Below are 14,283 nucleotides of genomic sequence, written 5' to 3' on the forward strand. Positions count from 1 at the left end.
CCGAGTTCGAACCCGATTCGAGCCTGCTAGCAAGCCGAAAAGTCCGGATAAAACCAACACCAAGTGTCCTATAGGCCGATTTTAGCCACGTTCGCAAAACTAGAAAAATCCCGCGTCACAGGCGGACCTATGACGCGGGACATCACATGGCGGTGGCGGCGGGATTTGAACCCGCGGTAGCTATTAACTACACATCATTTCGAGTGATGCACCTTCGGCCGCTCGGACACGCCACCGCAGAATAGATTACACGGCACACCCCGGATTTACCTAATCGATGCGGAGCACATCACGTTAACGCTTCGGACGCCGCGCTAACCCGCAGGCTCACCCGCGGAAGAACTTCCGTAGTTGCGCGGAAGTCTCCTCTTCCAATACTCCCCCGATGACCTCAATACGGTGGTTGAGGCGCGGATCGCGCACCACATCGCGCAGTGAGCCGGCCGCCCCCGCTTTTTCGTCCCAGGCACCGAAGATGAGCCGCCTAATCCGAGCGCCAACTATCGCCCCGGCGCACATCGTGCACGGTTCTAACGTGACGTAGATATCGGCGTCGTCCAAACGCCACCGCCCGAGTGCCGCACCGGCCGCGCGCAGCGCCATGATTTCCGCGTGCCCGGCCGGGTCATGTTCGCGTTCGCGGGTATTCCAGCCGCGCGCCACCACGGCACTATCCACCACCACGAGCGCGCCCACCGGCACATCCCCGCCGGCCTCAGCGCGCACCGCAAGCTCCATGGCCTCGCGCATGAATAGCTTTTCCGCCGCGCGCATATCGCCCCGCTCGTCTCCCCGCATAGCTCCATTGTGTCACGAGCCCGAAAACTCGCCGTCCGTACCGCGATCCCGAAACCGCGCCACCTGTGTCACGAGCCTCAAGGCGGGCCACCCGCGCGCGTCGCCCGCCGGGTACCGCTATCCTTAAAGCATGCACATCCTCGAAATTGACCACCCTCTGGTCGCGCATAAACTCTCTGTCCTCCGTGATGAAACCACCCCGTCGGCAATTTTCCGGCAGCTAACCGAGGAGCTCGTGACTCTCCTCGCTTATGAAGCCACCCGGAATGTGGCGGTGCATGAAGTAACGGTCACTACCCCGGTGGCCACCACAACCGGCGTGAAGCTGGCCCGCCCGGCCCCGATTGTTGTTCCGATTTTGCGTGCCGGCCTGGGCATGCTGGAGGGGATGACGAAACTCCTTCCCACCGCTGAAGTTGGTTTCCTCGGTCTGCGCCGCGATGAGGAAACTCTCGAGGCCGTGACCTACGCTAACCGCCTCCCGGATGACCTGACCGGGAGGCAGTGTTTTGTTCTTGACCCGATGCTGGCCACCGGCCACACCATCCACGAATCCATCAACTACCTGCTCGAACGCGGTGCGCGCGATGTGACCTGCGTGTGCCTGCTGGCCACCCCGCAGGGCCTGGAAGAAGTGAAATCGCACCTTCCCGCGGATGCGGACGTCAAGATCGTCGTCGCCTCCATCGATGAGGGCCTCAACGAGAAGGCTTACATCGTGCCGGGTCTGGGCGATGCCGGGGATCGCCTGTACGGCGTCGTCGACTAAAACGCCACAACCACGCGGGTGAGCGCCGTTTACGCGGTGAACAGTGCTCACCCGCTCTGGTTTTAAGAACGACGACGCCGCCTCCCGGCCCGCGCCCCGCTTAGCTGAGGTCGTTGGCCAGGGTGGCGGCCGCCACCGCGAGAAGCAGCACGCCAAAGAGGATGGTGGCGATGCGATCAGGAATGCGCCGGCCGGCGGCTTCTCCACCTATGCTTCCCAGCGCCGAACCTGCGGCGAAGAGGGCAACCACCGCCCAGTCCACGCTAAGGCCGGCCGCGAATTGCGGGATGCGACCAATCCCGGCCGCCACCATATTGATGGTCATGACGAGCAGCGACGTGGCGCTCGCGTAGCGGGCGGGCATACGCAGCAGCAAGATGAGGGCGGGGACCACCACGAAGCCACCGCCCACCCCGAAGAAACCGGAGAGCGCTCCCGCACCGAAGGCGCCCGCAATGGTGATGAGGTAGGTGCGCCAGCGCGGGGTGGGTGCGGGCTGTTCCGATGCGGCTCCCATCCTTGATTCGCCGCGCGCTCGCACGGCTCGCCAGAACATGCTCAATGCCACCACCACGAGGAGGAGGCTGAGCGACCACACAAGAACGCGCCCAGATACCGCGCCGGCGAGGAAGGCACCCGCCAGGGTTCCCGGGATACCTACCAGGGCAAAAATGAGGCCGGTTCCCCAGCGCACGCGCCGGGCCAGCGCCGCGGATAGCATGCCAACCAGCGAGGTCACCCCCACGATGATGATGGATTCGGCAGCAGCTTGGTGCGCGGTATGCCCGAAAACGGTCAGGAGAATGGGGATGGTGAGGATGCCGCCGCCAGCCCCGAGTAGACCAACAACGAAACCGACAGCAATTCCAACTCCGCAGGCAAGCACAGCGTCACTCTATCGCAGCGCCGTTAGTCGCGATTCGACCACCAGCGCCAGATAATGACGGCAACACCTACCGCCACCGCGGCGATCCCCACCCAGCGAATTACGGATACGGCCAGCGGATCCGCGGCGGGCGCCGCGAGGAGCTCCCCCGCCAGAGGCGCGGTGAGGGCCGGAGATGTGGTGAGGCCGGCAAGCTGCGGCGTCGTTATGAGCAGATCCATAACGCAACTCTAACGTGACCATCGCCCGCGGGCCGCATCTCACGTAGAATCTCGAGGGTACATACGGCGGCGATGCCGCAGGGCACGCACAGCAGCGAAAAGACGAGGACTTATGGCTAAGAAGAACCGCAAGAAGGATTCGACGACCCCGAAGAAGAAGCGCGCGATTATTCCTTTTGTTGAGCGGCCTTTTGAAGGACTGGATGCCGAGGCAGAGCTGGTGGCAATGCGCGATCTGCTGCCGCTGGCGACCATGACCGTGACCCTCACGGAGGAGTACGGCAGCGAAAAGGTTATTTTTGGCACGTTGCTGCCGAATATGGTCGGCGCGCTGCGGCGCACGGACGGCCAGCTCCTAGTCGCGATGCAGACGGTTATGAATTCCGGCGATGCCTCGTTGGATATCGCTACGCGCGTGCTGGCCGGTCTGGAACTCAAGCCGGGCGAAAGCTACCCGGGTGGCACTCAGCCGGAGGCAGGTTCGCCGCGTTTGCAGGATATTGTGGCGTCGTTCTCCGAGCTGGAGCTGCAAGAAGATCCCGCTTTCTGGATGACGGAGGAAGAGGCCGCCACTCCCGAATCGCAGGCGGCGCTGCGTGACGCCCGGGCAGATATGGTCCCCGCGGCGCGTATCGAGTCCGTGAACGGCGCTTACTGGTGCCGGATGTCGCGCGAATTTTTGCGCTGGGTCCGCCCCGAGCCGCGCGATGCGGTGCTGGACGGTTTGGCGCGCTTGCGAGTATCTGGCGAGGAGCGTTGGGACGACGACGTTCGCTTCATCGGTGCGTTCCGCGCCTACGGATTGTCGGTCCCGGTGTGGGAATTGGCGCGCGGTACCGAAGCGGAGGAACTGGAAGAGCCGCTGGTGAAGTTCGCGGAGAAGCTGAGTGCGGCGATTGCTTCCACCGAGCCGCTCAGCGCCGAGGAAAAGCGGGCGCGCTCCGGCCTTGTCTCCCGCCAGGTGACGTTGCGCTAAACAGCGTGGCCACCCGCCCGCTTTGCGGGGCCTTACGCTTAGCCAGCTCTCTTTAGTGAACTTCCCCTAGTTTATAGAAACAGTAAGCAAAGCCCCTACTTTTCCCTATACACTTATGGGGTGAGTAAAGTCGGTCAGGTCGCGGTGGTCGTGCCCGCGAAGGACGAGGAGCAGTACGTGGGGCGTACTGTGCGCGCAGCGTATGCGCTTCCGGGCGTGGACCTCGTGGTGGTGGTTGACGATGGGTCGGCTGATGAAACCCAGGCTATTGCCCGCGCTTCCGGGGCTACAGTGGTGCGCCACTCCGTGAATCGCGGGAAGGCCTCCGCGATGGAGACCGGGGCGAAGGTCGTGCGCATGCGCGACGTTGAGGGCCGCCTACCCCGCCATTTACTTTTCCTTGACGCCGATCTGGGCGATTCGGCTATTGAGTGCGCTCCCCTTATTGCACCGGTTATTGATGGCACGGTTGATTGCGCTATTGCTGCTTTGCCTCCGCAGGAGGGGGCGGGTGGTCACGGTTTTGTGACGCGTTTGGGGCGCCGCGCGATTGAGCGGGCTACCGGCTGGTCCCCTCTTCAACCGCTGTCCGGGCAACGCTGCATGACGGCCGCCGCTTTTGATGCGGCTCGTCCGCTCGCGAAGGGCTGGGGCGTTGAGGTGGGCATGACCATCGATATGCTGGTGGCCGGCCTGACTCTCCAGGAGATCCCGTGCAATATCCGCCATCGGGCCACCGGGAATGACGTGGCTGGGACTTTGCACCGGGCCGGGCAGTACCGTGATGTTTTCCGGGCGGTGTGGTCGCGCCGCTTCCACGGTGTTAAGGTGCCCGCGGAGCTGCACGGCGCTAGCGGTGCCGAGCATTTCGCTCCCTACCGCGCGCTGGTGCTGGAGCATTCCTGAGCGCTATTCCCTCCGTCCTCCGCAATATAAATCTCGCGAATTTTCTTTCCGGCTGGTTGCTATCTGCCAGCCGGTTTTTCTTGTAATTCTTGGGGGTTTTCTGCGGCAGAATAGACTTCGATGTTTTCCCCGGCCCGCATGAGCCCGAGGGCGAAGGTGGGTGCGAGTAGCGCGATTCCCACTCCGAGGATGACTAGGCCGGAGTCGTTAATGAGGGAGGCGTAGCCGAGGACGAGGAAGCTCGCGGCGGCCGCGGCCGTCAGGTGCGGATGTTCCGCAACACACGCATATAGCTGCGCGGTTGCCGGCCTTGCCCGCAGATCCCAGCGCCCCGAGGTTACGAGCCACACCACCACACACACTCCCGCGAGGAGCGCGGCTCCCAGAGCGCCCGCAACCAGGGGCGGGAGGCCGAAGAAAGCTTGGGATAGTTTTCGTGCGACGACGGCGCCAGCCCCGCCGTGTTCCACCCGGCCGACGAAGTTCCCCAAATGGGAGGTGGATCCCACCGCGCGGTCAAGCATAGCCATACCGGCCGAGACAGCCACCCCGGCTATGGCCGCGAGCGCGGTATGCCACCAGGTCCAGCGCCGACCCCAGGTGTGCCAGGTAAGGTAGGCAAAGCCGAGGGTGAGGGCCGGCGGGCCGCCGGCATCCGCACCGAAAGCGGGGAGCCCATCCAGGGCAATCGCGCATATGCCCAGGGCGAGTACGGCGAAGCCAGCCATACGGGTTGACCGGTTCGCGTATGTGGCCGTGCTGCGAGTGCCGCGTATGCGCGCGGCGAGGGTGGCGGCCGCGGCGAGCGCTCCAACAGCGAAGATGGCAAAGACCGAGTTATTGAAACCAAAGAAACGCCCGGCAACGGTGGGCAGGGATCCCATGACCGAGGTATTCGCCAGGGAATACCCTCCACCAAAGGTGCTGACGAGGATGTCCACCGCGATAACGGTGGCGCTGAGTGTTCCCAGCCGTGCTAACGGGGCGGCTATCCACTGTGCCCCTGCTGGTGCGTGGCGGCGCGGGCCTGCTAGCGCCCAGGTGGCGAGGAGCGCAGCGAGGACAGCCAGGCTGCTCCACCAGCCAAGTAGCGGGCGGGAGAAAGCCCACCACGGAATAATGCCGATAAGGAGCGCACTCACGGGTAGGGCTGCGAGCCAGGCGAGGAGCTGTGCGAAGCCGGTGGGGCGGGCTTGCCGGGCCGCCGCGACCGTTGCGGGTGGGAAGCGAGAGAAATGGACCAGATGGACGGCAATAACAGCAAAGCACACCAGCCCGAGCCCGGCGAGGAGGAGGTAGAACTGCGGACTTAGACGCGCGGTTAGGTCAGCGCGGAGTGCTTGCCCGTGCAGGGTGGCGCTGACCGCGGCCAGCGTGGTACTTCCGCCGTTGTCTACCGTGAGCGGCGCGGGGGTGCCGGTATGCCAAGCAACAACGCTGGGCGCCAGGTCAATGAGCTGAACGAGGCCGGCGGTGCGGGTGGTTGTGGAACGGGCGAGCGTGGTGCTGCCATACGGTTCTAGCAGCGCAAAGAAACCGAGTTCGGCCCGCTCAGCACGATCCGCCACAGCGGTGATCACGATCCGGGCCCTCGGGTGGCGCGCGGTGACGAGCCCGATGATTTCCCCGAGGCGTTCATCCAGACTAGCTATATTCCCCGCGCCAGCGTTTCCTACCTCAGCACCCCCAGCATCAACGCTTCCCGCGTCAATGACGGTGAGTTCCCGCCCTTCGAGCACCGAGTCATCAGCTAGAAACTCCGCGAGAGCACGGTAGGCGATGCGTGATTCACCCTGGCGGTTGAGGGCGAGGGCGGCGCCAGGGCCAACCGCGAGCACCTGCTCCGGCACCACTCCCTGCGCTAGCGCACCCATGACTACCGGGTAGTGTGCGGCACTGCTTTCTTCACCTAGCTGCTCCGCATCGCGCACCGTACCATCCTGGGAAACCAAGGATTCCAATGCTGCGCACCGGTTTGCCGCGGGGGTGATAGCCGCGCGGGCACCGGCCCCGAGGCTTACCCAGCCATCCGCCGCGCAGGTGGTAGGCGCGGCCGTACGCACGGAAATATTGGCCAGAGCAGCGCCGTAGCCGCCCACGTTTTCCACACCCATGTTTTCCACACCCGCGCTTTCCGCGCCCGGGCTTTCCACGCCCAGGCTTTCCGCCCCGGAGATGCGATCACCCGCGCCACCCCGGCCAGAACTTGCCAGAGCCGCGCTGAGCCGCGGGGTACTTTCCGCACTGAGATCTGCCCAGCGCAGCCCGGCCACCCCGATGATCACCGTGGGGCGCGCTTGATCCGGTGCGCCCCACGCTGCCGAGCCGCGCTGCACCGCCGGCGTGCCCTGCGCGCCCGGCAGGCTCATCGAGCGCGCGGAGGCCGGCACCCCGCCCAGGGCAAACCCAAGCACCATCGCCACAGCAGCAAAGATACTGGCCAGGATTCCAAGCCGCGCCGCGCGCCCGCCGCGGCTATCACCGTGAGAATTCCGCATGGCACCAGCCTACTCGGCGCTTACGACACTTTCGGACGCCCCGAACGCCCCACTTCCGGGGCGGGATACAATAACCAGGCGGCAGCGCGGGCAGGTGCACCGCCGCCCAGCTGCGCCGTCGTACTATTTCTCCACGCACGAAAGGACACCATGCAATCCTCGCCCGCTACCGAACCGGTCCGCTATTCTTTCCTCGGCCCGCGCGGCACGTTTTGCTTTGCCGCTTTGCAGCAGGTAGCCAGCGAGGACACCGCCACCTTCGTACCCGCCGTCGACGTTCCCTCCGCGCTGCGGATGGTGCGCGCCGGGCAGACCGATGCCGCCGTGGTGCCCATCGAAAATTCGGTAGAAGGCGGCGTGAACGCCACTCTCGATTCGCTCACCGCCGGCTCGCCGCTGGAAATTCGCGGGGAAATGCTGGTTCCTATCGCCTTCTCGCTGGCGGTGCGGCCCGGCACGCGCGCCGCGGATATTCGCCGGGTCGCCACCCACCCGCATGCCTGGGCACAGTGCCGTACCTGGATCGCTGAGCATCTGACCGATGCCGTCCACGTGCCGGCTACCTCCACGGCCGCCGCGGCGCGCGAACTGGCGGAAAACCCGGATGCGGATTTTGATGCCGCGATTTGCGCGGTTCCCACCACCGGCGTGTACGGGCTCGCCTCACTTTCCGACGAGATCGCTGACAACCGCAATGCCGTTACCCGCTTTATTAAGGTGAGCAAGCCCGGGGAGATCCCGCCGGCGACGGGCTCGGATAAAACGACGCTGATGGTGCGGCTGGCCTCGGAAAAGCCCGGTGCACTGCTGGAAATGCTGCAACAATTCGCCGCGGTGGGCGTTAATTTATCGCGTATCGAATCGCGCCCGGCCGGCGACCAGCTGGGCCGCTACGCTTTCTCCCTGGATGCCGAGGGCCATATTCACGACGAGCGGGTGCAGGCCGCGCTGATCGGGCTGCACCGCATTTGCCCCGAGGTAACCTTCCTGGGCAGCTACGCGCGGGCGGACCGGCAGACCACTCGCCTGCACGCCGGTACCTCCGACGAAGATTTCGGCGCCGCGCGCACCTGGGTTGCCTCGCTGCTCAGCCGGGTAACCCGCTAGCGCCCGCAACAAGATTCACCGGTATTTTCGAGCTCCATCGAGGCACCCATGAACCAGCTGCGAACACTGCTTACCAAGGAGCAGTATGCGGCGTTTATGGCCGCCTGGGAGGAATTGCGCGGTGGGCCGCTGCCCGGAACTTCCCACGGCCCGGACAATGTGCGGGTGCGGGATCTTTCCTGGCCGGAGCGTGAGAGCACCGTTCTCCACCTCAGCGGCTCCGGGGTGTCCTGGATTCTCAAAACCGCCGGGAACACCGCTTACAGCGTGGGGCGCGAAGCGCGGGCGCGGGAGTGGACCGGCTCTTTGCAGGCGTGCGGCACCGTGGCGCGCCTGCTCTGGTACGACGCCGCAGCCCCGCTCGCCCTCCTCGACTACCTGCCCGGATGCGATGTTCTGGGTAGCGCATGGGAGTTTTCCCCGCGGGTATATCACCGGGCGGGCGCTGCCCTCGCGCTTCTCCACGGGGCGGGGGCTCGCCTCGATCACGGCTTCGCCAAGGGCGCCCTCACCCGCACCCGCGCGCGGATCGCTGAGATTCACGCGCGTGCCCCGGGCGGCACCCTGCCCGATGACCTGGGTGAGAAACTTGCTGAAGCAGAAGACTTTTTAGCGAGTTACCGGCCGCGCGGCGTCGTCGTGCATCCCACGCACGGGGATTGGCAGGCACGCAACTGGTTGTGGGGTGAGCCCGCCGGCCACCTGCGAGTTATTGATTTTGGGCGCTTCGGGTGGCGGCCGGCCGCCGCGGATCTCCTGGAGCTCCACGATGTGTGGCAGCACTACCCGGAACTAGAAGAAGCTATGAAGCGCGGCTACCGGGAGGCCGGTGGAAAGTGGCCCGGTGGGGAACGGCCCGGTGGCGACATCGCAAGTGTCCGCTGTGAAGCCGGCAGCGAGGGCGATATCGCGCGGCTCTTAAGAGTCGCGCGCGGCGTCGGCCATCTGTGGCACCGCGCCACACACGAAACGCAGCACGGCAGCCCCGCGGAACGCGAAAAACACGCCTGATCCCACACCGCAATGAGGCCGAAACGGCCCGCCGGATCGCGGGCGCGCCCGCCGCGCGCTAAGCTGGTTCCATGCTTGATATGCGTTCTGTTCGCGAGAATCCGGAAGCCATCCGTGAGTCCCAGCGCCGCCGCGGGAATGATCCCGCCACCGTCGATGCCCTGCTCGCCGCCGACGATGCACGCCGGACCACCCTGCAAGAGTTCGAAGCCGCCCGGGCCGAACAAAAAGAGGTGTCGCGATCCGTGGGGAAGGCATCCCCGGAGGAACGCCCCGCGGTGCTCGCCCACGCCAAGGAGCTGGCAGAAAAGGTCAAGGCGCTGGATGCGGCCGCGGCGGAAGCAGAAGAAACCTATCTGACCGCGAATCGCGCGATTGAGAACCCGGTGCTCGCCGGAGTGCCCGCGGGTGGGGAAGATGATTACGAGGTGCTGGAAGTTATCGGCACCCCGCGCGATTTTGAGGCGGAGGGCTTCACCCCCAAGGACCACCTCGATATCGCGGAGGGCCTGGGGGCCCTGGATATGGATCGCGGCGCGAAGGTCTCCGGATCGCGTTTCTACTACCTCAAGGGAGTGGGCGCGCACCTCGAAATGGCGATGTTCCGCATGGCCATCGATCAGGCCGCCGAGCACGGCTTCACCCTCATGACCACGCCCACGATTGTGAACCCGGATATCATGTCCGGCACCGGGTTCCTCGGGGAACATTCCGATGAGATTTACTACCTGGGCGCGGATGACCAGTACCTGGTGGGCACCTCCGAAGTGCCGCTGGCCGGCTACCACAAGGATGAGATTTTGGAGCTGGGCGGTAAGCCGCGGCGCTACTGCGGGTATTCGGCCTGCTACCGGCGCGAGGCCGGCTCCTACGGGAAGGACACCCGCGGGATTATTCGCGTGCACCAATTCAATAAGGTGGAGATGTTCTCCTACTGCCCGGTGGAGCAATCCGAGGAAGAACACCGCGCGCTGCTGGCGATGGAACGCGAAATGATCGGGAAGATGGAGCTGCCCTACCGCATTATTAATGTGGCGGCCGGTGATCTGGGTTCTTCCGCGGCGCAGAAATTCGATTGCGAGGCGTGGCTGCCCACTCAGCATCGCTATATGGAAGTCACCTCGACCTCCAATTGCACCACCTATCAGGCGCGGCGCCTCAATGTGCGCGAACGCGTGGATGGGAAAACCCGCGCGGTGGCCACCCTGAACGGAACGTTGGCCACCACCCGTTGGCTGGTGGCGCTCTTCGAGAACCACCAGCAAAAGGACGGCTCACTCTACGTGCCCGAAGCCCTGCGGCCCTACCTGGGCGCCGGCCTGGCCGGGCGCGAGTACATCGAGCCGATTAACTAGCGAACAAACTCGGTTGAGCTGGCAAACTAACCGATGAGCTAACCTGTCTGAGCGGTAGAAACTAAGGCGGCGATGTGAAAATCCAGGGGGAGTCGACGGCGGCGCGGTTGCGGGCCGCTTTCGACGCCGCCGGGACCCCGCCTGCCGGGCCTGAACTCATGGTCTGCCTGGATCTGGACGGCACCACCCTGCGCCCGGACGGGATCATCGCAGAACGGGTGGATGCCGCTTTCCAGGAACATATGCGCCGCGGCACCCGGCTGGTGGTAGCCACGGGGCGCGGGCGCGAATCTGCCATTCCCGTGCTCGATATGCTGCGGGTGAGCGAAACCATTATGGTGTGCTCGAACGGCAATGAGACGGTGCTCCTCGGCAACGCGCGGCTGCCCGGGGTGGAGGTGCGAACAGTCCGCTCCATGACGGATCGCGGAGACGTGGTGCCGGTGCGCCTGGCGCACCTCTCCACCATGGAGGAGGCGGATTTAGCGCGAGCCCTGGATGCGATGCGCCGGGAGTTCCCGGGTGCCTATTTCGCGGTGGAGCCGGTGGAAGGCCCGCGGCGCGTCGCGCACGGTTACGCCACCGAACGCCTGGAACCCAACGCTATCTGGGTGAAATTCAAGGATCTCGTGGTTCCCGATGCGCTGCGCCTCATTATGGTGGTTCCACGTATGGAAGCCGCCGAGCTCATGGCACGTCTTTCCCAGCTTGAGATGCCCGGGGTGGATTGGGCGGCATCGTCGTCCTCCGGTTCGGGCTGGGTGGATGCCGGGCGGACCGGAATTTCCAAGGCGAGCGCGCTCGAGGTGCTCCGCGGCGATTTTGGGATCGCGCGGGGCGGCACCGTTGCCGTTGGCGATGGCGGCAACGACATCCAGATGCTGGAATGGGCCGGGGTGGGCGTGGCGATGGGGCAGGCGCTCGATTACGTGAAGGCGCACGCGCGGGCCGTGACCGATCCGGTATGGGACGACGGCGTTGCCACCCTCCTCGAGGTGCTGCTGGCGCGTTAATGCTGGCGCCGTCGTCGTGAAATATCACAAGCGCCCCGCACGGCCGCAAGCTGCGATAATAATATTTTCTACACAATCCGGTTCATTTTCTGATGAATTCCCGCGCGTTTCGCGGTACGGTGGCGGTGAGTAACCCGAGTTTCTCTGGGCTCTCCCGAGCCGCACCACGAAAGGATATCGGATGAAAAAGAGACTCGTCGGCACGGTGAGTGCACTGTGCACGGCATTGATGATGGGGCTGGCGGCGATGGTGCCGGCAGCCACGGCCGCTCCCGCTGTCACGTGGGATACCGCGGATTTCACTATCGAAACCGAGGGCGCTACCACAACGCTGCGAGGTTTGAGCGATACCGGCCTGCAGAAAATTACGAACCTCAAGCACGTGGTTATTCCGGGGGCGTGACCGCGCTGACCGGGCCGAATGGCCGGACGGGGAATATGCACAGCAAGGGAATCACCGGTATTACGCTGCCGGCCACGCTTACGGAGGTGAGTTACGGTTTCCTGGATCGCAATGCGATTTCCGCGGTGGAGTTCCCTGCGGGGATGCAGAAGATTGGGCCGGCGGCTTTCCAGGCCAATGCGCTCACGGAGGTCACGCTGCCTGCCTCAATCACCGAGGTCGCCTGGAGTGCTTTCCAAAATAATCATATTTCCACGGTGCGGCTGGCCGGCACGTATAACAGCGCCGTTTTCCCGGTGGTGCCCGGCAGCAGCGCCGGCAATAGCAGCCCGGCTTTCGCGCAGCAGGAGCTCGCCGACACCACGGTACCCACGCAGGGAACGCTTACACTCGCGCAGATTTCTGATGTAAACGGTGATCTCAGTGGTCGCGGGCTCACGTGGGATGCGTATTTTTGGGACGACGGCGCAGCCGAGCCCGCCCTCGCCAGCTCCATCGTGACATTTGCTGATGGCACGGTGACCGGGGTTGCCCCGGGTTCCACGCGCGTCATCATGATGGCGAATGATACGGCCACCGGTAAGCCGCTGTATTCCGCGGTGGTTCGAGTGAATGTTACCGAGCCGGCACCTGAGCCTGAACCCGAGCCAGGTCCCGATACCGAGCCTCAGCCAACGCCAAACCCTGTTCCGGACCCTAACCCGCAGCCGCAACCACAACCTGATCCGCAACCGCAACCCGCCGATCCACCTTCTCCGTCGCAACCGCCGAGCCCGAAGCCCGAACCGGCTCCTAAGCCTGCGCCGGAGCCCGGGGCCAACAAGCCGGCTCCCGCCCCAAGCAAGGCACCGACGCGGCAACTCACCCACACTGGCCTGGCCGCTACGGGCGCTCTGGCCACTATGGCCGTGGTGCTGCCCGCCGGATACACCCTGCGCCGGCGGGCGAAGTAACCCAAAGTTCTAGGTAACTCAAGGCTAAACGCCACTCCCCTGGGGGCCGCACCGATACCGGCGCAGCCCCCAAGTTTTCTATTCTCCGCGCAGATCCCGGCCGGTGATCTGACCGGTTGTCTACACTGAAGGTAAATGCACGGCAAAAGAGGTCATGCAAAGAATCAGACACTTCTGTAATACCTCATCAAAGATCGGCTTATCATCACACGTAAGGTAAGGAGAAAATACCGTGGACAGAGAAGGGCTACACAACGACGATAACTTTCCCTGGTCCCCCGTCGATATCCTCATTGATTGGATCGATGAACACGCAGACCCGGAACTCGTCGCGAAAGATGACGGTTACTGGCTTGAAGGAAAAGGTGGGGGCGGAACCCCGTGGTGCCTCATCTATGCTTTGGATGGTGCGAGCCGTTACGGAGTAAAAATCCCAGACGATAAGCTCATCCCACCGATTGAGGACATCCGTGGCGAGCTAACTGTCCACTCCCGGCGCGTCTTGAATATATTCCTTGAGAAGATCGGGTCGTCCCTACAAGTATAACCTTATTGGGCAAAAGCGGGCGCAGATCGGAGGCCGGGGCGAACCGATTCCCCGCCGTTGTGAAATTTCCGAAAGGCTCGCTCGTAAGAGTCTCGGAAAGAGTAAGAAGTGACAACACTAGATACCACGGTTACCCGTGATGGAAATTGGTGGGTTGCCGAATTTACCCTTAACGGAAAGGAATACGGCACGCAGGCGCGCCGCCTTGATCAGATTGATGAGATGGTAAAAGATACCGCGGCGCTTATTACGGGAGATCCTCTCGATAGTTTCGCTGTTAACGTCTCCGTTGACACGCCTGAATTCGCGGTGAATGATATCAAAAGATAAGGAGGCTCCGCTCCGTTTGGTTCAGACGGAACACGAGACTCGGGACGCTTCTCTGCTGGCAATTGCCCGGTTAGGCGATGCGGGATTTTCGCCTCGCGACATTGGTGCAGTTATGCGTTATACGAGTAGCGACTGATTCTTCGATATAGCTTGTTCGACATAATTCCAGAAGGGCAGGTAAGCGTCATCAACGGAACGCAGCATTTGAATAATATCTTCAGGTAAACGTAAATGCAGATCATTCGTGCATAATGCGAGGATAGATTCAATTGCGATCTCATCTTGCCCGGAAGCGTGGTCTCCGTCCAGGCACTCCCAAATATAATCGGGGAAATCAGAATGACTTTTGACATACCGCTTCAGTTCTTCAAACGCGGTATTAATCTCCATCTCAATCACCTTCTCTTTGGCTTTTTCGATTTCTTTGAAGCATTCGGCCCCTTCGGGTTCGGGCTATAGGACAAAACGAACGGCCCCGGGAAATGCTGCGACAACCGCTACAGCGATTGA

The 14,283-nt window shown here is 63.5% G+C and carries 16 protein-coding genes and 1 tRNA gene; 11 read left to right on the plus strand and 6 right to left on the minus strand.

The window, feature by feature from the left end:
• Positions 1-147: 147 nt before the first annotated feature.
• Together QP828_RS07080 and tadA are read right to left on the minus strand one after the other, a co-directional pair.
• Positions 148-236: transfer RNA gene (locus tag QP828_RS07080), tRNA-Ser, on the minus strand.
• A gap of 91 nt (positions 237-327) precedes the next feature.
• Positions 328-798 carry a tRNA adenosine(34) deaminase TadA gene (gene tadA / locus QP828_RS07085; protein WP_274734250.1) on the minus strand — a complete coding sequence of 157 codons (471 nt, stop codon included), beginning with the start codon at positions 796-798 and terminating at the stop codon, positions 328-330.
• A 130-nt stretch (positions 799-928) separates the two neighbouring features.
• Between tadA and upp the strand changes: the two genes are divergently transcribed.
• Positions 929-1,567, plus strand: a complete 639-nt coding sequence (gene upp, locus QP828_RS07090) for a uracil phosphoribosyltransferase (RefSeq protein WP_016442150.1) — start codon at positions 929-931, stop codon at positions 1,565-1,567.
• A gap of 100 nt (positions 1,568-1,667) precedes the next feature.
• On the opposite strand, the gene QP828_RS07095 is transcribed toward upp, so the two are convergent.
• A complete protein-coding gene (locus QP828_RS07095) occupies positions 1,668-2,453 on the minus strand; it encodes a sulfite exporter TauE/SafE family protein (protein WP_274734251.1) in 786 nt (261 codons plus the stop codon).
• 23 nt (positions 2,454-2,476) lie between these two features.
• The gene (locus QP828_RS07100; RefSeq protein ID WP_274734252.1) at positions 2,477-2,674 is read right to left on the minus strand and encodes a hypothetical protein; all 198 of its coding nucleotides are present in this window, start codon (positions 2,672-2,674) and stop codon (positions 2,477-2,479) included.
• Between the two features lie 112 nt (positions 2,675-2,786).
• Between QP828_RS07100 and QP828_RS07105 the strand changes: the two genes are divergently transcribed.
• Both QP828_RS07105 and QP828_RS07110 read left to right on the plus strand, forming a co-directional pair.
• Positions 2,787-3,650, plus strand: a complete 864-nt coding sequence (locus QP828_RS07105; protein WP_274734253.1) for a DUF5926 family protein — start codon at positions 2,787-2,789, stop codon at positions 3,648-3,650.
• 120 nt (positions 3,651-3,770) lie between these two features.
• A complete protein-coding gene (locus QP828_RS07110) occupies positions 3,771-4,556 on the plus strand; it encodes a glycosyltransferase (protein WP_274734254.1) in 786 nt (261 codons plus the stop codon).
• 59 nt (positions 4,557-4,615) lie between these two features.
• Here QP828_RS07110 and QP828_RS07115 read toward each other — a convergent pair whose 3' ends face one another.
• The gene (locus tag QP828_RS07115; protein WP_274734255.1) at positions 4,616-7,054 is read right to left on the minus strand and encodes a hypothetical protein; all 2,439 of its coding nucleotides are present in this window, start codon (positions 7,052-7,054) and stop codon (positions 4,616-4,618) included.
• A 150-nt stretch (positions 7,055-7,204) separates the two neighbouring features.
• Here QP828_RS07115 and pheA point away from each other — a divergent pair, with 150 nt between their 5' ends.
• From pheA to QP828_RS07155, 8 genes are all read left to right on the plus strand, one after another.
• Complete coding sequence (gene pheA / locus QP828_RS07120; RefSeq protein ID WP_274734274.1) at positions 7,205-8,161, plus strand: prephenate dehydratase; 957 nt, start codon at positions 7,205-7,207, stop codon at positions 8,159-8,161.
• Between the two features lie 48 nt (positions 8,162-8,209).
• Entirely contained in the window at positions 8,210-9,172 is a 963-nt protein-coding gene (locus tag QP828_RS07125) for an aminoglycoside phosphotransferase family protein (RefSeq protein WP_274734256.1), read from the plus strand.
• Between the two features lie 71 nt (positions 9,173-9,243).
• A complete protein-coding gene (gene serS, locus QP828_RS07130; RefSeq protein ID WP_274734257.1) occupies positions 9,244-10,527 on the plus strand; it encodes a serine--tRNA ligase in 1,284 nt (427 codons plus the stop codon).
• A 74-nt stretch (positions 10,528-10,601) separates the two neighbouring features.
• The gene (locus QP828_RS07135) at positions 10,602-11,540 is read left to right on the plus strand and encodes an HAD family hydrolase (protein ID WP_274734258.1); all 939 of its coding nucleotides are present in this window, start codon (positions 10,602-10,604) and stop codon (positions 11,538-11,540) included.
• A gap of 181 nt (positions 11,541-11,721) precedes the next feature.
• Positions 11,722-11,943: a hypothetical protein gene (locus QP828_RS07140; protein WP_274734259.1), complete on the plus strand. Its 222-nt coding sequence runs from the start codon at positions 11,722-11,724 to the stop codon at positions 11,941-11,943.
• 35 nt (positions 11,944-11,978) lie between these two features.
• Positions 11,979-12,896, plus strand: coding sequence for a leucine-rich repeat protein (locus QP828_RS07145; protein WP_274734260.1), 918 nt, complete (start codon positions 11,979-11,981; stop codon positions 12,894-12,896).
• A 232-nt stretch (positions 12,897-13,128) separates the two neighbouring features.
• A complete protein-coding gene (locus QP828_RS07150; protein ID WP_274734261.1) occupies positions 13,129-13,443 on the plus strand; it encodes a hypothetical protein in 315 nt (104 codons plus the stop codon).
• A gap of 108 nt (positions 13,444-13,551) precedes the next feature.
• Complete coding sequence (locus tag QP828_RS07155; RefSeq protein WP_274734262.1) at positions 13,552-13,773, plus strand: transcriptional regulator; 222 nt, start codon at positions 13,552-13,554, stop codon at positions 13,771-13,773.
• 117 nt (positions 13,774-13,890) lie between these two features.
• On the opposite strand, the gene QP828_RS07160 is transcribed toward QP828_RS07155, so the two are convergent.
• Complete coding sequence (locus tag QP828_RS07160; protein ID WP_274734263.1) at positions 13,891-14,163, minus strand: hypothetical protein; 273 nt, start codon at positions 14,161-14,163, stop codon at positions 13,891-13,893.
• Positions 14,164-14,283: the final 120 nt, after the last annotated feature.

Source organism: Actinotignum sanguinis (assembly GCF_030230305.1).
Taxonomy (GTDB): Bacteria; Actinomycetota; Actinomycetes; order Actinomycetales; family Actinomycetaceae; genus Actinotignum; species Actinotignum sanguinis.

Excerpts from the sequence above, each read along its gene's own strand:
- tadA (WP_274734250.1), bottom strand. The coding sequence starts at position 798 with ATGCGGGGAGACGAGCGGGGCGATATGCGCGCGGCGGAAAAGCTATTC.
- upp (WP_016442150.1), top strand. The coding sequence starts at position 929 with ATGCACATCCTCGAAATTGACCACCCTCTGGTCGCGCATAAACTCTCT.
- QP828_RS07100 (WP_274734252.1), bottom strand. The coding sequence starts at position 2,674 with ATGGATCTGCTCATAACGACGCCGCAGCTTGCCGGCCTCACCACATCT.
- QP828_RS07105 (WP_274734253.1), top strand. The coding sequence starts at position 2,787 with ATGGCTAAGAAGAACCGCAAGAAGGATTCGACGACCCCGAAGAAGAAG.
- QP828_RS07115 (WP_274734255.1), bottom strand. The coding sequence starts at position 7,054 with ATGCGGAATTCTCACGGTGATAGCCGCGGCGGGCGCGCGGCGCGGCTT.
- pheA (WP_274734274.1), top strand. The coding sequence starts at position 7,205 with ATGCAATCCTCGCCCGCTACCGAACCGGTCCGCTATTCTTTCCTCGGC.
- QP828_RS07125 (WP_274734256.1), top strand. The coding sequence starts at position 8,210 with ATGAACCAGCTGCGAACACTGCTTACCAAGGAGCAGTATGCGGCGTTT.
- serS (WP_274734257.1), top strand. The coding sequence starts at position 9,244 with ATGCTTGATATGCGTTCTGTTCGCGAGAATCCGGAAGCCATCCGTGAG.
- QP828_RS07140 (WP_274734259.1), top strand. The coding sequence starts at position 11,722 with ATGAAAAAGAGACTCGTCGGCACGGTGAGTGCACTGTGCACGGCATTG.
- QP828_RS07145 (WP_274734260.1), top strand. The coding sequence starts at position 11,979 with ATGCACAGCAAGGGAATCACCGGTATTACGCTGCCGGCCACGCTTACG.
- QP828_RS07160 (WP_274734263.1), bottom strand. The coding sequence starts at position 14,163 with ATGGAGATTAATACCGCGTTTGAAGAACTGAAGCGGTATGTCAAAAGT.